The sequence below is a fragment of the Trinickia sp. genome (assembly GCF_035492435.1).
GTDB lineage: Bacteria > Pseudomonadota > Gammaproteobacteria > Burkholderiales > Burkholderiaceae > Trinickia.
Genome location: NZ_DATJJF010000122.1, coordinates 25,983 through 48,104 on the forward strand (window position 1 = coordinate 25,983; position 22,122 = coordinate 48,104).

At 63.2% G+C, this 22,122-nt stretch carries 20 protein-coding genes and 2 tRNA genes; 9 read left to right on the plus strand and 13 right to left on the minus strand.

All coding sequences use genetic code 11. The features are described 5' to 3' along the window. Window positions 1–152: 152 nt before the first annotated feature. The 5 genes from VL598_RS09450 to fdxA all read right to left on the minus strand — a co-directional run bounded on the left by VL598_RS09450 (window position 153) and on the right by fdxA (window position 2,640). Complete coding sequence (locus VL598_RS09450; RefSeq protein WP_325326448.1) at window positions 153–374, minus strand: RNA-binding S4 domain-containing protein; 222 nt, start codon at window positions 372–374, stop codon at window positions 153–155. Window positions 375–662: 288 nt separating this feature from the next. After that, on the minus strand, window positions 663–1,430 hold the full coding sequence (locus tag VL598_RS09455; RefSeq protein ID WP_325326449.1) for a DUF4088 domain-containing protein: 768 nt from the start codon (window positions 1,428–1,430) through the stop codon (window positions 663–665). A 438-nt stretch (window positions 1,431–1,868) separates the two neighbouring features. Further along, window positions 1,869–1,944 (minus strand) — tRNA-Asn (locus tag VL598_RS09460). A 111-nt stretch (window positions 1,945–2,055) separates the two neighbouring features. After that, window positions 2,056–2,131 (minus strand) — tRNA-Asn (locus tag VL598_RS09465). A 185-nt stretch (window positions 2,132–2,316) separates the two neighbouring features. Then, window positions 2,317–2,640, minus strand: coding sequence for a ferredoxin FdxA (fdxA, locus tag VL598_RS09470; RefSeq protein WP_325326450.1), 324 nt, complete (start codon window positions 2,638–2,640; stop codon window positions 2,317–2,319). A 265-nt stretch (window positions 2,641–2,905) separates the two neighbouring features. On the opposite strand from fdxA, the gene pncB reads away from it, so the two are divergent. The 5 genes from pncB to rmuC all read left to right on the plus strand — a co-directional run bounded on the left by pncB (window position 2,906) and on the right by rmuC (window position 9,259). Then, window positions 2,906–4,114 (plus strand): nicotinate phosphoribosyltransferase, encoded by a 1,209-nt coding sequence (gene pncB / locus VL598_RS09475; protein WP_325326451.1) that lies wholly within the window; start codon window positions 2,906–2,908, stop codon window positions 4,112–4,114. 176 nt (window positions 4,115–4,290) lie between these two features. Then, complete coding sequence (locus VL598_RS09480) at window positions 4,291–4,962, plus strand: lactate utilization protein C (RefSeq protein WP_325326452.1); 672 nt, start codon at window positions 4,291–4,293, stop codon at window positions 4,960–4,962. A 363-nt stretch (window positions 4,963–5,325) separates the two neighbouring features. Further along, window positions 5,326–6,780 carry a sodium:proton antiporter gene (locus tag VL598_RS09485; protein WP_325326453.1) on the plus strand — a complete coding sequence of 485 codons (1,455 nt, stop codon included), beginning with the start codon at window positions 5,326–5,328 and terminating at the stop codon, window positions 6,778–6,780. Further along, window positions 6,780–7,769 carry a D-glycerate dehydrogenase gene (locus VL598_RS09490; protein ID WP_325326454.1) on the plus strand — a complete coding sequence of 330 codons (990 nt, stop codon included), beginning with the start codon at window positions 6,780–6,782 and terminating at the stop codon, window positions 7,767–7,769. The genes VL598_RS09485 and VL598_RS09490 overlap by 1 nt, the downstream gene beginning before the upstream one ends. Next, entirely contained in the window at window positions 7,769–9,259 is a 1,491-nt protein-coding gene (rmuC, locus tag VL598_RS09495) for a DNA recombination protein RmuC (RefSeq protein WP_325326469.1), read from the plus strand. Before VL598_RS09490 ends, rmuC begins: the two co-directional genes overlap by 1 nt. 234 nt (window positions 9,260–9,493) lie before the next feature. Here the strand turns inward: rmuC and VL598_RS09500 are convergent, their stop codons facing one another. The 6 genes from VL598_RS09500 to VL598_RS09525 all read right to left on the minus strand — a co-directional run bounded on the left by VL598_RS09500 (window position 9,494) and on the right by VL598_RS09525 (window position 17,027). Next, window positions 9,494–9,988 carry a GNAT family N-acetyltransferase gene (locus VL598_RS09500; protein ID WP_325326455.1) on the minus strand — a complete coding sequence of 165 codons (495 nt, stop codon included), beginning with the start codon at window positions 9,986–9,988 and terminating at the stop codon, window positions 9,494–9,496. An 8-nt stretch (window positions 9,989–9,996) separates the two neighbouring features. Beyond that, a complete protein-coding gene (locus VL598_RS09505) occupies window positions 9,997–10,272 on the minus strand; it encodes a hypothetical protein (protein ID WP_325326456.1) in 276 nt (91 codons plus the stop codon). A gap of 44 nt (window positions 10,273–10,316) precedes the next feature. Then, window positions 10,317–11,648 (minus strand): gephyrin-like molybdotransferase Glp, encoded by a 1,332-nt coding sequence (gene glp / locus VL598_RS09510; protein ID WP_325326457.1) that lies wholly within the window; start codon window positions 11,646–11,648, stop codon window positions 10,317–10,319. 100 nt (window positions 11,649–11,748) lie between these two features. Continuing rightward, the gene (mobA, locus tag VL598_RS09515) at window positions 11,749–12,405 is read right to left on the minus strand and encodes a molybdenum cofactor guanylyltransferase MobA (RefSeq protein WP_325326458.1); all 657 of its coding nucleotides are present in this window, start codon (window positions 12,403–12,405) and stop codon (window positions 11,749–11,751) included. Further along, complete coding sequence (moaA, locus tag VL598_RS09520; RefSeq protein ID WP_325326459.1) at window positions 12,402–13,511, minus strand: GTP 3',8-cyclase MoaA; 1,110 nt, start codon at window positions 13,509–13,511, stop codon at window positions 12,402–12,404. The genes mobA and moaA overlap by 4 nt, the downstream gene beginning before the upstream one ends. 183 nt (window positions 13,512–13,694) lie before the next feature. Then, a complete protein-coding gene (locus VL598_RS09525) occupies window positions 13,695–17,027 on the minus strand; it encodes an Rne/Rng family ribonuclease (RefSeq protein WP_325326460.1) in 3,333 nt (1,110 codons plus the stop codon). 717 nt (window positions 17,028–17,744) lie between these two features. On the opposite strand from VL598_RS09525, the gene VL598_RS09530 reads away from it, so the two are divergent. The 4 genes from VL598_RS09530 (at window position 17,745) to VL598_RS09545 (ending at window position 20,983) form a co-directional block, all read left to right on the plus strand. Then, complete coding sequence (locus VL598_RS09530; RefSeq protein WP_325326461.1) at window positions 17,745–18,782, plus strand: RluA family pseudouridine synthase; 1,038 nt, start codon at window positions 17,745–17,747, stop codon at window positions 18,780–18,782. Further along, window positions 18,763–19,422, plus strand: coding sequence for an HAD-IIIA family hydrolase (locus VL598_RS09535; RefSeq protein ID WP_325326462.1), 660 nt, complete (start codon window positions 18,763–18,765; stop codon window positions 19,420–19,422). The genes VL598_RS09530 and VL598_RS09535 overlap by 20 nt, the downstream gene beginning before the upstream one ends. Beyond that, entirely contained in the window at window positions 19,419–19,817 is a 399-nt protein-coding gene (locus VL598_RS09540) for a Rieske (2Fe-2S) protein (RefSeq protein WP_325326463.1), read from the plus strand. The genes VL598_RS09535 and VL598_RS09540 overlap by 4 nt, the downstream gene beginning before the upstream one ends. Before the next feature lie 149 nt (window positions 19,818–19,966). Then, window positions 19,967–20,983, plus strand: coding sequence for a S49 family peptidase (locus VL598_RS09545; protein ID WP_325326464.1), 1,017 nt, complete (start codon window positions 19,967–19,969; stop codon window positions 20,981–20,983). 33 nt (window positions 20,984–21,016) lie between these two features. On the opposite strand, the gene VL598_RS09550 is transcribed toward VL598_RS09545, so the two are convergent. Beyond that, the gene (locus tag VL598_RS09550) at window positions 21,017–21,739 is read right to left on the minus strand and encodes an SAM-dependent methyltransferase (RefSeq protein ID WP_325326465.1); all 723 of its coding nucleotides are present in this window, start codon (window positions 21,737–21,739) and stop codon (window positions 21,017–21,019) included. Then, window positions 21,736–22,122: Maf family protein (locus VL598_RS09555; RefSeq protein ID WP_325326466.1), on the minus strand; the 387-nt coding region annotated here is incomplete at its 5' end. The genes VL598_RS09555 and VL598_RS09550, both read right to left, overlap by 4 nt.

The window sequence follows — 22,122 nt, forward strand, 5'->3', positions numbered from 1 at the left end:
TTATTGCCTGGCGGCGCGCTTGTCGATGGATAGGCTGCAAGATGAGCCGATCGCGCTATGCTTGGCCGCGCCGCCGGCCGTCTCGGGGCGGGGCTGAAATGGGGGCGTATCGTGCGATACGTTCGGCAGTGCCAAGCCGGTCGTGATTGCGCTCAAAGCGCTTCGTGAACGGCAATCCGTGTGCTGCCTACCATTACGACCTCACCCGCTCGGATCTTGCAGGTTTTGCGTAGCTCGACGCGGCCGTCGACTGTAACCTCGCCCGCAGCGACAAGGGCCTTCGCCGATCCGCCACTGTCGGCAAGTCCCATCAGCTTGAGCAGGTTATGCAATTCGACGTACTCACCCGTCAGCGTGAAATCGAGGTTGGCCATGGCGGTGTGCGCGCGCCGCGCAACGAAAGAAGGGCAGGCATCATAAGCGAAGGGCGGCCCCGGGGGAATAGGCGAGATCGTATTCGCTTCTCATGTTTACTGCACGCCCTTCGGCTTCGCCTACGGCGAGACCTGCCGGCTTCCACGGCGCGGCCGTACCCGACCCGTTGCCGCAGCCGGTGCGACACCGGTGCGTCGTCGCAATCCGGCTCAAAGTCTTTCCCCGGGGCAGGTATCGGCCCTGGCGCCACCGCTCGGGCGCGGGGCTTTGTGTCGCTAGCTCGACGCTCAGTCCGAACGGCGCTGTTCGGGACGTGGTGCCTGCGCTGGCGGCGTGAAGAAATTTCGCAGCCAGGCCGCCATGCGGGAGAAAATGTCGTACGGTTCCTCGACGAAGATCTCAGGCTTGAGTAGCCGTAGGAACTCCATAATCTGCAGCGCCTCGTGCTTTTGGAAGGAGCCGTGGGCGAGCCCCAGCTTGAGCAGGGCGCGCAACTCACCCAACTTTTCGCGTGCGCTGCTGCCGACGCTCGTCTCGCACGCAATCTTGGCTTCATAGACACGCTGGCGCAGCGACTCCGCGAGGCGCCAAGCGGGCGTTTGCATCATCTCTTCGAGCGACTGCATATCGCGCGCCGAGGCCTTGATCTGAGCCGCCAGCGGATCCACGAGTGAAGCATCGCCGCCTGCTTCCTTGACGATCGCCGCAGCCCATTCACGGCATGCCTTGGCGAGTTCATCAGGGGTCCACTCGGAGCGCACGGCGAATGCGAAGCCGTGCACCTCCGCTTGTCGAACGAGGATCGCGACTACGTCTGGAAATTCCTTGTCGAGCGTGCGCTTGGCCCAGGCGTACTGGCCACCCTGCAACATGCGCTGAACAGCGTGCTCGGTGAGCGGGACCATGTTGTCGAGCAGCTTCGCGCGCAGGAAGTCTTCGAATGACGGCGTCGCAAACTGCGGGTCGAGCTTCAGCGACACACGCACGAAAGCTTCAAAGTCCTTCTGCAGCGTGGCGATGGTTTCGTCGCGGATTGAAAGGGTGATCTGACCCATGGGCATGTCCTGATGGCTCGTCCGTGCGCTTTCTTGCCGGCACACTGTGTGTGACCCCTCGGCGGCTATCGGCGGCAGTTGCGTCGAGTCGTTGCGCCGGTTGCGTGGCACATGTCGCGACATTGAAACACGTCGCACATCACTGCGCTTGCTGAGGAGTACATTTCGTCCTCTATATCGGCAATGCATGCCAAGACTTGAGTGCTGGATCAAAATTCGCCGCGTAGGGCAGAGGGGTGATCTACGAATCAATTCGCTGCCCGCTCTGCTGGCGTGGGGGCAAAACGACTTGTATCGTCGGTTCCGGCGATGCGCGTGATAGCGGGGCGCACCGGCACGGCTGCTCGCGTATCGCCAGCGAGCTTGAACGAGAGGTGACCAAATTGGGCCGACAGAAAACAAAAAAGGTAGCGCTGATGCGCTACCTTTTTCGCTATTTGGCTCCCCGACCTGGGCTCGAACCAGGGACCTACGGATTAACAGTCCGGCGCTCTACCGACTGAGCTATCGGGGAATAATACGATTCTGCACAACTGCGATAGTGGACGGTTTCTCAACTTCGCGAAAACCACTCTCTACCTTACACAACGAGCCCGCTTCGAACGGGCTCGTTGCACACATTCTTTGGCTCCCCGACCTGGGCTCGAACCAGGGACCTACGGATTAACAGTCCGGCGCTCTACCGACTGAGCTATCGGGGAACAACTGCAGAGAAACGAGATTTTAGGGAGCGGGGATCATGCTGTCAATACCCTTCTTGCGAGAATGAGGGCAAAGCACATGCAAAATTCGCATCACCGTGTTCGGTTATGCAAAGGGCGCGACCGAACACCGCAAGGCGTGCTCGCCGACGTAAGCCGCACTCGATGCGTTTCCCCGCGTCCGATCAGCGCTCAAGCAGGTTGAGCTTCTCAGTGACGTCTTTCCACTGATCCGCCTCGGGCAAGGAGCCTTTGGTCTTCGTAATGCTGGGCCAGTTCTTCGCGAGGTCCGTATTGAGCGCGATGAAGTGTTGCTGGTCGGCGGGAACGTCTTCCTCGGCGTAGATCGCGTTCACGGGGCACTCTGCAACACAGACGGCACAGTCGATGCACTCATCCGGATCGATCGCGAGGAAGTTGGGACCTTCGCGAAAGCAGTCGACCGGACAAACGTCGACGCAGTCCGTATATTTGCACTTGATGCAGCTTTCGGTCACAACGTGAGTCATTAATGCTCCTGCACAGGGTATCGGGGAATCGGATGATGCCGGTTAATCAAACCCGTTATTGTAGCGTAACAGCAGCAATTCGATGGCCACGGACCCGCCCGGTTTAGATCGATTCGTGATGAGTTTATAAGGTCCCGGCGTATGGCGTCGGCGGGTTTCCTGCGGGATGGGCGCTATCGGGCTGCCGCCAACGCGCTTCGGGTAACATGGGGCAGCGGCGGGCCATCGTACCCTCCGGTCCAAACCTTGGCAGTCTTGCGGAATCATGATCATTACATCCCTGCTCGACACTGATCTCTACAAATTTACGATGATGCAAGTGGTGCTGCATCATTTTCCCGGTGCGAGCGTCGAATACCGGTTTCGCTGCCGCACGTCGAACGTGGACCTCACGCCCTATATTGGCGAAATCCGCGAAGAGGTGAGGCAGCTTTGCCGGTTGCGCTTCGCAGACGACGAGCTCGACTATCTGCGTCGGATGCGATTCATCAAGAGCGACTTCGTCGACTTCCTCGAGCTCTTCCATCTGAACGAAAAGTACATTTCCATTGAGGCATCGCCGAAAGGAAATGGCGAGATAGACATCGCGATCAGCGGGCCATGGCTGCATACGATTCTCTTCGAGATCCCGGTTCTAGCGATCGTCAACGAGGTCTACTTTCGGAACATGCAGCGCCAGCCCGACTATTCGGTCGGCCGTGAGCGCCTCTCCGAAAAGATCAAGCTGCTGGGTGCCCGGCCGGAGCTCGCCGAATGCAAGATCGCCGACTACGGCACGCGCCGGCGCTTCTCGAAAGAGTGGCATGAAGAGGTGATTCTCACGCTCATGAACGGCATCGGTGCGCAGTTCGCCGGCACGAGCAATGTTCACTACGCGAAAAAGCACGGCTTGATACCGCTCGGCACGATGGCGCACGAGTACTTGCAGGCCTGCCAGGCGCTCGGCCCGCGCTTGCGCGATTCGCAGACCTACGGGTTCGAGGTGTGGGCGAAAGAGTACCGCGGCGACCTCGGCATCGCGCTTTCCGACGTCTACGGCATGAAGGCGTTCCTGCGCGACTTCGACATGTACTTTTGCAAGCTCTTCGACGGCGCGCGCCACGACTCGGGCGATCCGTTCGAGTGGGGCGAGGCGCTTTTGCGCCACTACGAGGAAAATCGTTGCGACCCGCGCACGAAGGTGCTCGTCTTTTCGGACTCGCTCGACATCCCCAAAGTCCTCCAGCTTTACGAACGGTTTCGCGGGCGCTGCCGGCTTGCGTTCGGCGTCGGCACCAACCTCACGAACGACCTCGGTTACCAACCGCTGCAGATTGTTATCAAACTGGTCCGTTGCAACGGACAACCGGTTGCGAAGCTGTCCGATTCGCCGGGCAAGAACATGTGCGACGACAAGGCCTATATCGCCTATCTGCGGCAGGTTTTTGGCATTGAGCCGCCACCCGAAGCGACGCCGGAGCGAGCGGTGCAGTAAGACCTAACGGCGCGCTTTTTTGCGACGGGAATGGGCGCGCCCAAGCGTTGGCGCTGCCGCGCACGCGAAAATGCCGAGAGTCCGCAGCGGTAGTCCATCCGGGCGATGTATCCCAAAATTCACGGTCGGTATAATCGGCTGGATCGACATCGCCTGGCGAAAAAAGGAGAAGGGGCATGGACACATCGGTGGCACGCCGCAACATCCTCGCGCGTATACGCGCAGCGAGTGGCCGCGGGGCGCAGCCGGAGCCGTCGGAGCGGGAAGCTGCGGCGGATTATCTCGAGCGCCATCCTGCGGGTCCGCGGCCACCGCTGCCTGCCGATGCAGCAGGGCTTATCGCCCGTTTTGTCGAGCAGGCCCGGCTTTTGGCGGCCACCGTCGATGAAGTCGAAACTTTAGATGACGTACCCGCTGCGGCGCTGCGCTATCTGAGCGATAACGGCGTGTCAGCGCATGCCGTGGCTTGGCGCACGCTTGAGGCGCTGCCGTGGGCTCAAGCGGGCGTAGCGGTCGAATTTCGCAAACCGCAGGATACCGATCGCGTCGGCATCACAGGCTGCTTTTGCGCGACGGCTGAAACCGGCTCGTTGGTCCTGCTCTCTGGGCCGGGCACTGACGTCTCCGCTGCACTGCTGCCCGAGACGCACATCGCTGTGGTGCCGGCTTCGCGCATCGTTGCGGCGCATGAAGAAGCGTTCGCGCTAATGCGCGCAGAACGCGGCGAACTGCCGCGCGCGGTCAACTTCGTGTCCGGACCGTCTCGTACGGCTGACATCGAACAAACGATCGTCCTTGGCGCACACGGTCCTTACCGCGTGCACGCGATCATTGTGCGTAGCGCCTGAGAAGCGGTGTGCTGGTGCGGCGCGTCCCTGTGACGCTTGCCGGCCGGGGTGGCTCGTCCTGCGAATGGCGCCGTCCACGGTTTCCAGCCACTCTCCAGAACCGGTTTTAGGCCGGATTGCCTGAGCTATTTTGGCAGGGATTTGCCCTCCCAAAGCGTCGCCGAGACCCCGGCTTTCAGGCCGAGGTCTCGGATCACCACGTACGCCCCGAAGGAAGTCTCCTTAGGGGACGCCCCGAAGGAAATCCCCCACCCCGAAGGAAGTCCCAGGGGGATTGGGGGGCGCCCCCGAAGGAAGTCTCCCGCCCTGCAGGAAGTCCCCCTGCGGGAAAGGGTGGGGTTTCAAACCGGAATCAGTTTGACGATGAAACAACAAAGCACTGCATCTGCGCGCACCGCGGCTACAGTTGTCGGAGTGTGCGCGTTTTGGTCGTCTGGCGCAGCGGCCGCGGCCCTTGACGGCTCGACGCTTTCACCGCTTTGGGCACTGCCGTTCGCGGGCATTTTGCTGTCGATCGCCATTTTGCCGCTCGTCGCATCGGCGCTGTGGCATCACCACTTCGGCAAGATTGCCGCCGCGTGGGCTGCCGCGCTTCTCGTGCCATTCGCATTCGCCTTCGGCATGCACGCGGCATTGCACACGCTCATCCATGCGCTCGCAACCGAGTACATTCCTTTCATCGTTCTGCTCGCCGCGCTCTATACGATCGCCGGCGGTATTTGCGTACGCGGCAACTTGCACGGTTCACCGAACGTCAACACCGCCATGCTGGCGCTCGGAACGCTGCTAGCGAGCGTGATGGGTACGACAGGTGCGGCGATGCTGCTGATCAGGCCGGTGCTGCGCGCCAACGACAATCGCAAGCATTGCGTGCATGTCGTCATATTTTTCATCTTTCTCGTTGCGAACGCGGGCGGCTCCCTGTCCCCGCTGGGCGATCCTCCGCTTTTCCTCGGCTTTCTGAACGGTGTGGACTTCTTCTGGACGACTCGGCATCTCGCATTGCCGATGCTCTTCGTTTGTACTTCGCTGTTAGTGCTCTTCTACGCGCTCGATTCGTACCTTTATCACTGTCGTGGGGCCGATCGAGAAGAGCGTGCCGCGTTCCTCGATCCGACACCTGATAGCCACGGGATTTTCATCGAGGGGAAGGTGAACTTCGTGCTGCTTGCGCTCGTCGTCGGCCTCGTCCTCATGAGCGGTTTATGGAAGCCCGGCATCGAGTTCACTGTGCTGGGCGCGCCCATCGAGCTGCAAAACGCCGTGCGCGACGTTGCTCTGATCGGCTTGACGGGGTTGTCGCTCGCAGTGACGCCGCGCGCCGCGCGCGCCGGCAATGCGTTCAACTGGGCACCGATCGAAGAGGTTGCGAAGCTGTTTGCCGGCATCTTCGTGACAATTGCGCCTGTCATCATGATGCTGCGCGCAGGCAGCGACGGCGCCTTTGCGCAGGTTGCCCGCCTCGTCACCGATACCGAGGGCAGGCCCATCGACGGTATGTATTTCTGGGCCACCGGGCTGCTTTCATCGTTTCTCGACAATGCGCCCACCTACCTCGTGTTTTTCAATCTGGCCGGTGGCGACGCGCAGACGCTCATGACCTCGGGGGCGACGACCCTTGCTGCGATTTCGGCCGGCGCCGTCTTCATGGGGGCGAATAGCTATATCGGCAATGCCCCGAATTTTATGGTGAAGTCGATGGCGCAAGCGCGCGGCGTGCGCATGCCGAGCTTCTTCGCGTATCTTCTATGGGCTGGGGCGATTCTCGTACCCATTTTCCTCATGACGACTTGGCTGTTTTTTTCCGGAGAGAAGTAATGCAGAAGGTTTTTGTCGCGCGTCCGATCTTTCCCGAAGTCATCGAAAGGCTAAAGCAGCATTTCGAGGTCGATTGGAATGACGGCCCCCCACTGAGCCCCGACGAACTTGCGCGCAGGCTCGCCGACAAGGACGGTGCGCTGACAGCCGGTGACCCGGTGGGCGCCGCAACGTTCGCCGCAGCACCACGGCTGCGCGTGGTGGCGAACATGGCGGTTGGCTACAACAACTTCGATATCCCTGCGTTCAACGCGGCCAACGTGCTGGCGACGAACACGCCCGATGTGCTGAACGAATCGACGGCCGATTTCGGCTGGGCGTTGATGATGGCCGCCGCGCGGCGCATGGCGGAAAGCGAACGGTGGCTGCGCGCCGGCGAATGGCATGGGTGGCGTTACGACGGTTTTCTGGGCGCTGACGTTCATGGCTCGACGCTTGGCGTTGTCGGCATGGGACGCATCGGCCAGGCGATTGCGCGCCGTGCGCGCGGCTTCGCGATGCGTGTGGTCTACCATAACCGTTCGCGTGTGGCGCCCGAAGTCGAGGCGGAACTCAATGCCGAGTACCTGTCGAAGGAAGACCTGCTGCGGCAGGCTGACCATGTTGTGCTCGTGCTGCCGTATTCTCCAGCGAGTCATCACACGATCGGAGCGGCCGAGCTTGCGCTGATGAAGCCGACGGCCACCCTGACGAACATCGCGCGAGGCGGCATCGTCGACGACGCGGCGCTCGCCGAGGCGCTACGCGAGAAGCGGATTGCTGCCGCGGGCCTCGACGTCTTCGAAGGCGAGCCAAGTGTGCATCACGCCTTGCTCGAGGTTCCGAATGTCGTGCTCACACCGCATATCGCGAGCGCCAGCACGGCAACGCGCCGCGCCATGGCGAACCTTGCCGCCGATAACCTGATGGCAGCGCTTGGGGTCGGGCCGCGCGCCGGACGGCCGCCGAATCCCATCAACCCGGAAGTGATCGGGAAAGCACGCGCATGATGACGTTGACGATTGCGCTTGCCATTGCCGTCATCGTGCTTGCGGTTGTACTGGCGGTGGCGCTGCGCGGTCTTGCTCGGGCGAACGATCGCGCCGCGCTCGACGAACTGGGCGAGTGCATTGAGACGGCAGGGCAGACACAAGCGCGCGCTTATGAGCGGCTCGAGCGCGAACTGCGCGGTGAGATCGCCGAGACTTCACGGCTATCTCGGGTGGAGCTGGGCGGCGGATTCGCGCAATTCCAGCAAACGCTCGCGGCGCAGCTGACGAGCGTGGCCACGGTTCAGAACCAGCAGATCAATACCTTTGCCGCGCGTCTTGCTCAACTCATCGATACGAACGCGAAGCAGCTCGACGCGATGAGGGAAAGTCTGCAGCGACAGGCGCTCGAGGCACGCGAGGAGCAGGGCGCCACGCTCAAGCGTTTCGGGGACACGCTGGCACAGCAGCTCGCTCAGCTGACTGAAGCGAACGACCGCCGCTTTTCGGAGGTTCGTGCGACGCTCGAGCAGCGCCTTAAAGACATCGAGGCCAACAATGCCACGAAGCTCGAGGAAATGCGCCGCACGGTGGACGAGAAGCTGCACGCGACACTGGAGCAGCGTCTTGGCGAGTCGTTCAAGCTAGTCTCTGATCGCCTCGAGCAGGTCCATCGTGGGCTCGGAGAAATGCAGACGCTCGCGGCTGGTGTCGGCGACTTGAAGAAGGTGCTGACGAACGTGAAGACGCGCGGCACCTGGGGCGAGGTGCAACTCGAGGCGCTGCTCGAGCAGATCCTGACGCCCGAGCAATACGCCAAGAACGTTGCGACTATTCCGAAAAGCAGCGAGCGCGTCGAGTTCGCGATCAAGCTGCCGGGGCGCGCTGCAAGCGCAGGCGGCGAGGGCGGCCGAACCGCTCTACCGGTCTGGCTGCCGATCGACGCAAAGTTTCCTCGCGAGGATTACGAACGGCTTATCGATGCACAAGAGCGCGCCGATCCCGCGGCTGTGGAGGAGGCATCACGTGCGCTCGAGGCCCGCGTGCGCAATGAGGCTCGCACGATTGCGGAAAAATACGTGGCGCCGCCTCATACGACTGACTTCGCGCTACTCTTTCTGCCGACGGAGGGCCTGTACGCCGAAGTGCTGCGCCGGCCGGGTCTCACGGACCAGCTTCAGCGCGACTACCGGGTGACCATCGCGGGACCTACGACACTCACGGCACTGCTCAACAGTCTGCAGATGGGCTTTCGCACGCTTGCCATCGAAAAGCGTTCTAGCGAAGTGTGGCAGGTCTTGGGGGCGGTGAAGACTGAGTTCGGCAAGTTCGGCGACGTGCTGGCGAAGACGAAGTCGCAACTCGAAACGGTTGCTCGTTCAATCGAAGCTGCGGAGCGCCGGACGCGGGTGATGAGCAGCAAGCTGCGCGAAGTGGAAGCCTTGCCGGGCGATCAGATGGAGGCGCTACTAGGCGAAGCGCAGTTGAGCCTTCCTGAGCAGGAAGCTTGACGTGGAAGTCGCCCCAGCGTGTGGGAGGGGCGGCTTCGCTCGGTGGTTCGCTCGCCGAATCCCAATCAGGCCAAATCCCAAGCGGACCCAATCCCGGTCGAAGCGTTTGCCCTGACCTGGGCCGGGCATGGCCGCGTAGAGGAAGCCGGCAGGCCTCGCCATAGGCGAAGCCGAAAAGGGACTTCCTCTGAACCGAAGGGTGATGCGTGCGCGGGTACCTGGTGGCGCGCTCAGCTACGCGCCATCGGCGAGTTTCAGGAGCGCGTCATCGGCCACGCGGACGATCCGCCAGTCGGGTAGGACGGTCGCTCCCATCTTCGTATAAAAGTCGATCGCGCGCTGATTCCAGTCGAGTACCGACCATTCGAACCTGCCGCAGCGACGCTCGACAGCGATGGCTGCCAAGCGCCGCAAGAACGCTGTCCCAAGCCCGCTGCCGCGCAGGGCGGGTTGAACATAGAGATCTTCCAGATACAACCCACGCCGGCTGAGGAAGGTCGAAAAATTATGAAAGAACACTGCATAGCCGACGAGGTGCCCATCGTGCTCGGCCACGAGCGCTTCGGCACTTGGGCGGGCACCGAACAGTGCATCGTGCAGGTTGCCCTCGGTTGCCTCGAAAAGATGCGTGAGTTTTTCGAATTCGGCCAACTCGTGCATCAGTGCCAGCATGGCGCCGATGTCGGCCGGTATGGCAGCGCGGATCGTTGTGTTTGTTGTGTTCGTCATGCTGTGCTTCACGCCTCCTCCGGCGCGTCTGAAAGGACGATTTCGATGCCGCCGAAACGCGAGGCGACCCAGTTGTAGGCGTGGCAGGCAATCCAAAGCAGGATGAAGCCGAGAATCGCATTCAGCAAAAGTGCGCTGAAGATGGTGCTCAGCTCAACCGAGCCGTATTTGATAAATGCGACCAGCATCCCGAGCAGGACGATGGGCACGCTGAATGTCAAGTAGACGAGGATCAGCGCTTTGGCCGTCTGGCCTGGGGCGATCGACGCAATTTGTTTCTTCATGTGCAGGGGAGCTCCCAAGAGACCGATTGACCTCTGTTCGTTGATCAAATGAGCCCTTCAAAGGGCATGATGTCGACGCTGTCACCCGCGACGATGTCGCCTTGCTGGTGCGCGAGGATGATAAAGCAGTTGGCTTCGCTCATCGAACTCAAGACGCCAGAGCTTTGCGAGCGCGTCGGCGTGACGCGCCACGATCCGTCGTGCTCCCGGGACGCGATGCCGCGCAGGTACTCGGTTCGGCCCGGGCGCTTTTTGATCGGGGCGGTTGCGCTCGCCGCGAGCTGCAGTGGCGCGGGCGCATCTGCACCCGACATCGAGAGCAGTGCCCCGCGCACGATCTGGTAGAACGTCGCCATCACCGCAACGGGATTGCCCGGCAACCCGAAATAGAGAGCGGCGCGTTCGTCGCGCTCGCGGCCTTGCTGACCATCCGGCCAAACCCGGCCAAACGCGAACGGCCGGCCAGGGCGCATGGCGAGCTGCCAGAACGCAACGTCACCCAGCGTTTCCAGCGTGCGGCGAGTGAAGTCCGCTTCGCCAACGGATACGCCGCCCGAGCTCAACACGGCGTCGGCGCATTGCGCCGCAGATCGGAAGGCCGTAACGAGTGCGGCCGGATCATCGCGGACGACCCCGAGATCGAGCACTTCGACATTGAGGCGCGTCAGCATCGCCCAGAGCGTGTAGCGATTGCTGTCATACACACAACCCGTATCGAGCGGTTCGCCGATCGAGCGCAGTTCGTCACCGGTCGAGAAGAAAGCCACGCGCAGTCGGCGACGTACGGCCACTTCTGCGATGCCGAGCGAAGCGAGAAGGCCGATGTCGGATGCACGCATGATGCGTCCCGCGTGCAGCGCCAAGCATCCGCGGGCCAAGTCTTCTCCAGCGCGCCGGCGATTTGCGCCGCGCTCGAGGCCGCGGGCGTCGAACACGATGCGCTCGCCGCTGCGCGTCACAAGCTCTTGCGGGACGACGGTATCGCACCCCGCTGGCATCGGCGCGCCCGTCATGATGCGCACGCATTGCCGCGCCGCAAGTGCGCCTGTGAACGGATGACCGGCGAGCGCCCGACCCGCCACATCGAGGGCGAGCTGAGTAGCATCGCCTGGGCCCTGGGTACCGGCCGTTGTTTCGGCCAATACGGCCCCGGCGAATGCGTAGCCATCCATCGCGGCATTGTCGTGTGCCGGTACGTCGATGGGTGATACCACGTCCTCGGCGAGGACGCGATCGAGGCAGCTTCGCAGCGCCAAACGCTCAACCGTTGTTACCGGTTGTGCCCAGCGTCGTAAGATGGCCTGCGCAGCCCCGACAGACAGGGCCTGTGCCTCGTGTTCGGAAATACAGCTGGAAATGTTGTCGGACGTTGTCATCGGTGATCGAATGCAGCGCTTCGCCGGGATATTGACAAGACAGTGCCGCGAGTGGCGACCCTCTCTGGAAAGACATGCCTCATTCGGCATAGCCTTTCGCTTACGGCTCGCGCCTTAGAGGCTCTGCACGCTCGAGCTCGGCGAGTTCCTGCAAAGAATTGGCATTGTAAAACGCGTGCTCATCCGCAAAGGTCACTTCCACACTCATGTGGCGCGCGTACCACGCGCGAACCTTATGCTCGCCGCGGGCCAGGGTATCGGCGAGGTCGGCCGCGAGCGCGGTGCGCAGCAGCGCGAAAACGGGGTGTAGCGAGGAGTGTCCTAACGGACCCCGCGTGACGACAGTCGCGATATCGGCGCGCGCTCCCTCGAGCGCGCGAACGAGCTGCGATGCCAGATCGATCGGCAAATTAGGCGCGTCGCAAGGCACACAGAGCATCAGTTCGGCGTCGGTCGCCCGCAAGCCCGCCAGGATGCCGGCGAGCGGGCCTGGGAAGTCGCCCGATTCGTCGGATACGACGCGTGCGCCGAACGGTGCACCGAGTGCTGAGTATGCGTCGAGATTGCGGTTGGCGCTGATGAACAGGCCATTGACTTGCGGCGCGATGCGTTTTGCGACGTGCAGCGCGAGCGGTTCGCCGTTGAGGGGCTGAAGCCCTTTGTCGACGCCGCCCATGCGCGTGCCGCGCCCGCCGGCGAGAATCAGCCCCGATATGCGCGTAGGCGAGACGGGTTGTGTGGTAGTGATACCGCTCATCCGCCGATGTACGACATTTCGATGCGTGAGCCGGCAGCCTGTTGCCCAGCGGCCGTCGCGCTTCCTCTCAACAAAGAATAACGGTCGTCGCGCACCTGCCAAATGCGAGCGATGGCCGTCCCAATCTCGGCATCGGAGGCACCGCTGCGCACGAGCGCGCGCAGATCATGCCCCGACGACGCGAACAGGCATAAGTAAAGCTTGCCCTCCGTCGACAAGCGCGCACGCGTGCAGCTGGTGCAAAACGCGCGCGTCACACTCGAGATGACGCCGATTTCCCCGCTGCCGTCGGCATAGCCCCAACGCTGCGCGGTTTCTGCCTGCGTATGGGGCTCGAGTGGCACAAGCGGGAACTGCGCTGAGATGCGGCTGACGACGTCGGCGGAAGGAAGCACTTCGGTCATGTTCCAGCCGTTCGACGTGCCGACGTCCATATACTCGATGAAACGCAGTACGACGCCGGAGCCCTTGAAGCGACGCGCCATCGGGACAATCTCGCTGTCGTTCGTGCCGCGCTTGACGACCATATTGACCTTGATGGGCGCGAGTCCCACCTCAAGCGCCGCCTCGATGCCCTCGAGCACGCTCGAGGCCGCAAAGTCAGCGTCGTTCATGCGCTTGAAAAGCGCGTCGTCGAGCGCGTCGAGACTGACTGTGACGCGCGTCAAGCCCGCGTCCTTAAGGGAGCGCGCTTTGCGGGCGAGAATTGAGCCATTCGTCGTCAACGTGATGTCGAGCGGGCGACCTTCGGGCGTTGTGAGCAGCGCGAGGCGCTCGATCAGCCCCTCGATGTTCTTGCGAAGCAGTGGCTCTCCGCCCGTTAATCGGATTTTTTCGACGCCGTGCGCAACGAAGAGGCGAGCGAGGCGCTCGATCTCCTCGAACGTCAGCAGCGCGTCATGCGGCAAAAATGGATAGTCTTTGCCAAAAACGGCGCGCGGCATGCAATAAACGCAGCGGAAATTGCAGCGGTCGGTGACCGATATGCGCAGATCGCGCATTGGTCTCGCAAGCGTATCGGTCACGATCCCACGCGGTGCGAACGGCGTGCCGGCGACATCGGGAGCTGCGCTGATATCGGCGACCGGAATGATGCGGCGGGACATGATCAACTGTAAAAGGAACTAGACGCCCATTCTAACGGAACGCGCGCAAGCCGGCTCGCATACTGAAAGCTGGCTAAAGCTTCGACCGTCCGTGCGTCCATGAAAAAACCCCAAGGTTGGAGTCGCGTCCAACTCTTGGGGTGCAGTCGCGGCGCCTTTTACACCGGCGCGGTGCCGAGCGAATTACTCGGCTTTGCGTGTCTCGATTTGCTGCATCGGCGTCGCATCGAGCGCAGGCGGCGACTTGCGCTCACGTTGCGCGCGCGTCGGTGTCGCACTATGCGCCGCGGCTTCTTGAGCTGCATGCAGCTTATCCGCATCGGTCTTGACCCAGACGAGGCCGACGGAGTCGAGCATCGATTGGAGGTCGACCGACGAACGGCCACTCGACAGACCATTCGCGTGCGTAGCCGGTGTGGCTTCGGCAGTTGCGCGCGGGCGACCTGCAGGCTCCGTCGTTTCGATTTGTGTCATGACTTGCTCAGCCGGCGTTTCCTCGGGCGCAGGCGCGGTGGCCGGCGTCAGGGGGAGCACTGGCGCCGCTTGCACGGCCGTTACGCTTTCCGACACGGGCGCCGGAGCAGGCTCCGATGCGGGCGTCGGCGCAGCTTCTGCCGGCGCAGCGGTTGCCGTGGCCGAAAGCGGCTGTGACTCGACATGAGCGGCGGGTGCTTCAGGCTGCACAGCTTCGGTGGCAGCAGCCGTCGAGACCGGTTCGGCCGGCAAGGCTCGTTCAGTCGCTACAGCTGGTTCTGCCTGCTGGGCGTCAGCGCTCGGCGCGCTGGCTACCGCACCGATTTCCGCGACGGGCGCGGGGTGTGTTTCCTGCGTTGCTTCAGCTGCGGTCTCCGGCAACGCCGTTGCGACTGGCGACTGAGTCTCGACGGGCGTTACCACCACGCGTTCCTCGGCGGCACGCGGCGCCGCTGCTTGGACACCGTCTTGCAACGCGGCCTCGACGGGCTGCTTCAGCTCCGACGCGGCAGCCGCTGCAGGCACGGGTGCGGCAGCGACAGCGGGCACCGAGGCGACGGTACCTTCCGCTTCGGCGACATCAGCGGCATGCGTGACATTGGTCACTTCCTCGTCGCGCTCGCGCCGACCGCCACGGCGTCCGCGGCGACGGCGGCGGCGCTCTTCACCGTCATGCCCGACGGTGTCCTGTTCGGGCACCGCCATTTCTTGACCCGCGCTGCCGCTGTTCGTCGTTGCCGGGGCCTCTGCCTCAGCGTCTGGCCGCGTCGCCACATCGGCGACTTCGGTGAACGATTTGCGGCGCTCGGGGCGCTCGTTGCGATCACGACGCTCCGCACGGTCGCCGCGCTCCTGGCGCTCACCGCGCGGTGCCATTTCGGCCGCTTGCGACCGGTCGGCCCGCTCCGAACTCTCGGCCCGTTCCGCCCGTTCCGCCCGTTCGACGCGTTCGGTCCGCTCCGCACGTTCCGCTCGTTCGCCACGATCCGGGCGCTCAGCGCGTTCCGCACGCTCCTGTGCACGCTCTGCACGACCGTCGCGCGCTTCTCGGCCTTCGCGTTGCTCACGCGTGCCGCGGCCTTCGCGCGGTTGCTGCTCTTCGCGTCGTTGGGAAGGCTGCTGTTGTGCCTGACGCAATCCGGCGACGCCGTCACCACGCGCTGCGGCTTCCCGCGTTGCGCCGCCGCGCCGGTTGCGGTTGTTGCGCTCGCCGTTGCGCTCCGCGCTGCGCGGCGTGCCTTCGCGGGCGGGCCGGGCTGGCGTGGGCGGCTCGGGGGCCACCTCGGGCGCAGCGGCCGGCTGTACACCGAAGAGGTTCTTCAGCCAGCCGATAAAGCCACCGCCCGCGCGAGCCGGCGTGCCGGCTGCTGCGGAGCCCGCCGTCTGAGCCGCCGGCGCACGCGCCGGGGCGGTCGGGGCCGGTTTTTCGGGCGTAATGCCCTTCACGGCTGCTTCCTGCTTCGGCTTGGTGTCCTCGGCACGCTTGCTGTAGCCGGTTTCCGATTCGAGCTCGCGTGCGGCTTCCTCGGCCATCTTCCACGATGCGCGCGGATCGTCGAGGCGCGCGTCGTCGTGGCGCAGGCGCTCGAGCTTGTAATGCGGCGTATCGAGATGCTTGTTCGGAATAAGGACGACGTTGACTTTGAAGCGCGATTCGATCTTATTGATCTCCTGGCGCTTTTCGTTGAGCAGGAACGCGGTGACTTCGACGGGCACCTGGCAGTGGATGGCCGCCGTGTTCTCCTTCATCGCTTCTTCCTGAATGATCCGCAGCACTTGCAGTGCGGACGATTCGGTATCGCGGATGTGGCCTGTGCCGTTGCAGCGCGGGCAGGTGACGTGGCTGCCTTCGGAGAGGGCCGGGCGCAGCCGCTGGCGCGAAAGCTCCATGAGGCCAAAGCGCGAGATCTTGCCCATCTGCACGCGGGCGCGGTCATGCTTGAGCGCATCCTTCAGGCGCTGCTCCACCTCGCGCTGGCTTTTCGACGATTCCATGTCAATGAAATCGATGACGATGAGACCGCCGAGGTCGCGCAGTCGCAGTTGGCGGGCGACTTCGTCGGCCGCTTCCAGATTGGTGCGCGTTGCCGTTTCCTCGATGTCGGCACCCTTGGTGGCGCGCGCCGAGTTGACGTCAATCGCCACGAGCGCTTCGGTGTGGTCGATGACGATCGCGCCGCCCGATGGCAGGGGCACGGTGCGCGAGTAGGCCGTCTCGATCTGGTGCTCGATCTGGAACCGCGAGAAAAGCGGCACATCGTCGTGGTAACGCTTCACCTTGCCGACGTTGTCCGGCATGACGATATCCATGAAGGCGCGCGCCTGCTCATAGATTTCGGTCGTATCGATGAGGATTTCACCGATGTCGGGCTGGAAGTAGTCGCGAATCGCCCGGATGACGAGACTCGATTCGAGGTAGATCAGCATCGGCTGACCGGGCTGGCCGCTTTGCGAGGCTGCTTCGATCGCACGCCACAGCTGCATGAGGTAGTTGAGATCCCACTGCAGCTCCTCAGCGCTGCGGCCGATCCCTGCCGTGCGCGCGATGATGCTCATGCCCTCGGGCAGTTGCAGCTGCGCCATCGTCTCGCGCAGCTCCTGGCGATCATCGCCCTCGATACGGCGCGAAACACCACCGCCGCGCGGGTTGTTCGGCATCAGAACGAGGTAGCGGCCTGCGAGCGAGATGAAGGTCGTGAGGGCGGCCCCCTTGTTGCCGCGCTCCTCCTTTTCCACCTGCACGATGAGTTCCTGCCCTTCGCGCAGCGCGTCCTGGATGCGCGCCGAGCGCATGTCGACGCCGTCGCGGAAGTACTGGCGGGCGACTTCCTTGAATGGCAAGAAGCCGTGGCGGTCTTCGCCGTAATTGACGAAGCAGGCCTCGAGCGAGGGCTCGATGCGGGTAACGATGCCCTTGTAGATATTGCCCTTACGCTGCTCGCGTCCGGCAGTTTCGATATCGATGTCGATGAGTTTTTGCCCATCGACGATGGCTACGCGCAGTTCTTCCTGCTGCGTAGCATTGAACAACATGCGTTTCATTGAACGGCTCCAGAGCGGCTTCGCCTGAGAGCGCCGATGGCCATCCGGGCCGAAACGGTGCTCGCGGCGGCGCGCCGCGTCTTTGTTATGACAAGCACGCTGGAGCGGAAAAAATGGCGGGGAGAATTGCCTTCTAGGGGCTCGCCGCGGATGAAATAGGACCGCGAGCCGCCGGGCGCATGCGAACACGGCTTCAAATAACGGCGTTGCCCAGGGCGCGCTTTTCGCTGCCGCGCGGCCGTGCCGCGGAGCTCATCGTGCGCTGCACGTCTCAAGGCCCAGGACGAAGCCGCGTTCGACAAGGCGGCACAAAGCCCGGGGCGCTCGACAGCCGCGCGGGTGTCTCGCCAGTTTTGACGTCGCCGAAACGCCGCATAGTGCGCAACGTTCATGGCGCTCGCCGTGATTTTCGCGATCAGGAGCTTCTCGCATCGGCCACACAACGCGCGAAGGCGACGCGCTCCTGACGAATTCTTTTTTACCAAAGTTCCGTTACCGTCAGCATCGGCCACGACCGAACGCGCCTGTGGGCGCCGTCCTTGCCGCGACGAATGCCGTGCGTGCAACTCGTTGCTACTCGATGCCAGGGCGAGCAACCAGCCCGTGGGTACTGCCAAGCAAGTAAAATGACGCTTTCTGGCAGTATTTCCGCACAACCCGCCAGACTTCCGGCAAAACCGCCGGCAACCGCAGGCTGCTGGGCAAATTATATTCAGAATGAATGAGTTAGGCAAAGTTTCCCAGAAACAGGTCGCAGGCGACCAAGTCACGATGATACAGGTAGACGACGGTGCTGCCGGTCAGCGGATCGATAATTTTTTGTTGCGTGTCTGTAAGGGTGTACCCAAAAGCCATATCTACCGGATTTTGCGTAGCGGGGAAGTCAGGGTCAACAAGGGCCGCGTCGATGCCAAATACCGGCTTGTATTGGGCGATGTGGTGCGCGTGCCACCCGTGCGGATGGCCGCGCACGTCGATCATGCGCCCGTCGCCGTAGCACCTCCTGCTCGATTTGAGGTGCTGTTCGAGGACGAATACCTGCTCGTAATCAACAAGCCCGCAGGCGTCGCCGTGCACGGCGGCAGCGGGATTGCATTCGGCGTCATCGAGCAGATGCGCGAAGCGCGGCCGCACGGCAAGTTTCTCGAACTGGTGCACAGGCTCGATCGTGAGACGTCGGGCGTGCTCATGCTCGCGAAAAAGCGTGTGGCGCTCGTCGGCTTGCACGAGCAGATTCGTGAAAACCGGATGGATAAGCGCTATTACGCTTGCGCGCATGGGCAGTGGGCCAGCGATTGGGGGCGGCGCCGAGCCGTCAAGGAACCGCTTTTCAAGTACGTGACGGCCGACGGCGAGCGCCGTGTGCGCATACAGCCTGATGGGATGCCGTCGCATACCGTTTTTCAGCTTCTCGACCGGTGGTCCGACTACGCGCTCGTCGAGGCGGAATTGAAAACCGGCCGCACACACCAGATCCGCGTGCATCTGGCCCACCTCGGGCTGCCGATCGTGGGGGACGTCAAATACGGCGATTTCACGCTCAACAAGGCGCTCGCGAGGGCCGACGCGCGCCCGGGCATCAAGCGGATGTTCCTGCACGCCCACCGGCTCTCGCTCACGCACCCGGTAACGGGGGAGTCATTGACGTTCGAGGCGCCGCTGCCCGACGAATGCCGACGTTTTGTGGATCAGCTCAATCAACAACGCAACCAACAGAGGGACGAGGCGCGACGCGATGGCTCGACAGCAATTTGATTTGATCGTCTTCGACTGGGACGGCACCTTGATGGACTCGACGGCGCACATCACGCGCAGCATCCAGGCCGCCTGCCGCGATCTCAGTGTGCCGGTGCCGACGGACGAAGCCGCCAGCTACGTGATCGGCCTCGGCCTGCGCGATGCGCTCGCCATCGCTGCGCCGTCGCTCGATCCGCACGACTACCCGAGGCTCGCCGAACGCTATCGCCACCACTTTTTGTTGACGGGCGTCGAGACGGTGCTGTTCGAGGGCGTGCGGGAGTTGCTGGAGGAACTGCGCGATCGGGGCTATCTGCTGGCCGTGGCGACAGGCAAGAGTCGCGTGGGCCTCAATCGCGCGCTCGACGAAGTGCAGCTCACACGGTTCTTCGACGGCACGCGCTGCGCCGACGAGACGTTTTCGAAACCGCATCCGGCCATGTTGCAGGAGCTCACGCGCGAGCTGGGGCAGGATCTCGGCCGCACGCTGATGATCGGCGACACGACGCACGATCTGCAGATGGCGATAAATGCCGGCGCGGCTGGCGTCGCTGTCGCCTACGGCGCCCATCCGGTGGATGCGCTCACCGCGCTCGCGCCCCGGTTCGTCGCCGAGAACGTGCCGGCGCTTAGGCACTGGCTTCGGGAGTACGCATGAGCGCAGCGCACGACGCCCCACGCGAGGCCCGGCGCGTTTGCGCGGCGAACGAGCTCGTCGAGGGCGGGGCGGCCGTGCGCATGGCCGCGAAGCATTGCGGCCAAGATGCGGTGGTCTTCTTTATCCGGTTCGGTGGCGTCGCTTACGGCTATCTGAACCGCTGCGCGCATGTGCCGATGGAGCTAGATTGGGTCGAGGGTCAGTTCTTCGACTCTTCGGGCTTATACTTGATGTGCGCGACGCATGGCGCGCTTTACGCGCCAGAATCGGGGCGCTGCGTAGGCGGTCCGTGCCGAGGGGGCAAGCTGCGGCCGGTGAGCGTCGAGGAGCGCGAGACGCTCGAGGGCCGCGCCGTGTTCTGGCTGCCCGAGGACGCCTTGCATCCGGCGAGTTGAGTCATTGTCGGTGCTGGTGCTGGTGCCGGTCGTGACGCTTCGATCGCCCTTTGTCCGATTTTCAGCTCTCAGCTTACCCCGGTCGTTCGCCTGGGCATACGTTCGACTCCGTTCCCTTCATCTCTTTTCAATCTCCTATTGATCGACGCATGGCCGATACCCCGACCCCTGACCCGCGTGATGGTGCCGACACTCCTGGGCCATCGTCGCCGCGTTCGGCAACGCCTGGCAACGAATCGAACTGGGAGCGGGCGGCGCTCGAACGCATTGCCCTCGCTGCTATCACGGAGCAACGCGCGGCGCGACGTTGGCGAATCTTTTTTCGCTTCGCGTTCCTCGCGGTCCTTGCGCTGATCGCGCTCAGCGTGTTCCATGCGGCGGGTGACAAGGTGGCGGCGACGGGCCGCCACACCGCGCTCGTCAAGATCGATGGCGAGATCGCTGCGGACAGCGGGGCGAACGCCGACGACGTCGGCCGAGCCTTGCGCCGCGCATTCGATGATGCCGACACCGCCGGCGTCATCGTGCAGATCAACAGTCCCGGCGGCAGCCCGGTGCAGGCGAGCATCATCAACGCCGAGATTCGCCGCCTGCGTGAGAAATACCCGTCGAAACCGCTTTATGTCGTCGTGGGCGACATGTGCGCATCGGGCGGGTATTACATCGCGGTGGCCGGCGACAAGATCTTCGTCAACCAAGCCAGCATCGTCGGCTCGATCGGCGTGTTGATGGACGGGTTTGGCTTTACGGGGCTCATGGACAAACTTGGCGTTCAGCGGCGCTTGCACACGGCCGGTGCCAACAAGGGCTTCTTCGATCCGTTCTCTCCCGAGACCCCTGCGATGGATCAGCACGCGCAAGCGATGCTCGACGAGATCCACCAGCAGTTCATCGACGCCGTGCGCGAAGGCCGCGGCAAGCGGCTGCACGAGACCCCCGAAATCTTCTCGGGGCTCTTCTGGACCGGCGCAAAGAGCGTCGAGCTGGGGCTCGCCGACGGCTTTGGCGACACCCGCTATGTCGCGCGTGAAGTCATCAAGGCCCCGCGCGTCGTCGACTATACGGTGACGGAAGGGTTGTCTGGCCGGCTGGCGCGCAGATTTGGCGCCGCTGTAGGCAGCGCGGCCGTGAAGGCGCTGGTGACCAACCGTCTGAGCCTTGATTGATCGGCCAATCGCGCCATCCTCTCCGGGACTGGTTCAGCTAGCCAACATCAGGAAAATCGCCGGCCGCTTGTGAAAATCGAGCGCGCCGGCATTCTTTTTCCATTCCGACACTGGGCGGCTGACAATGCGTTCTGTGTCCAGTGTGAGGTCGACGGCGACCGCGACGAGCGTCGACGGCGCCAGGCCGGCGAGCAGCGCATCGAGCAGCGCGCGATTGCGATACGGCGTTTCGATGAAGATTTGGGTCTCGTGGACCTTGCGCGATTGCTGTTCCAGCTCCTTCAGCTTTTTCGCGCGCTCGGCCGCATCGACAGGCAGGTAGCCGTGAAAAGCGAAACGCTGACCGTTCATGCCCGAGGCCATGAGTGCAAGCAGGATCGAGCTGGGGCCAACGAGCGGCACGACCTTCACGCCGCGTTCGTGCGCGCGACGCACAAGCAGCGCGCCGGGATCGGCGACGGCCGGGCAGCCGGCCTCCGAAACCAGCCCTGCGTCTGTCCCGGCAAGCACGGGCGAGAGTAGTCTGTCGATTTCAGCGGCGGGCGTCTTCACGTTGAGCTCGCGAATTTCGATTTCCTGGATCGGCCGCTCGGTGCCGACCTTTTTCAGAAACGAGCGCGTTGTCTTCGCGTTTTCGCCGATGTAGTAAGCGAGCGATGCGGCACGTGCGACGACGGTTGCCGGCAGCACGGTCGCGAGCGTTGCCGCGTCGCCTTCCCCGAGCGCGTTCGGGATCAAATAAAGCGTGCCACTCATTGTGCACCTCCGAAAAGGGGGTAGCCCGCTTCGCGCAGCATTCGCGTGAGCGCAATGAGCGGCAGGCCGATGAGGGCGGTTGGGTCGCTCGAATCGATCGAGTCGATGAGCGCGATGCCGAGGCCCTCCGCCTTCGCACTACCGGCGACGTCGTAAGGCGTTTCGGCGTGCAAATAGGCCTCCAGTTCCACATCCGGCAGGTCCCGAAAGCGCACCTGCGTGACGATGTCCGTGGTTTGGGCGATGTCGCGCGCGCTATCGAAGAGGCAAAGCGCGCTATGGAACTCGACTACGCGCCCGCGCATCGCTTGCAGCTGCGCGAGCGCGCGCTCATGCGTGCCTGGTTTGCCCATCTGACGCCCATCGAAAGTGGCGACCTGATC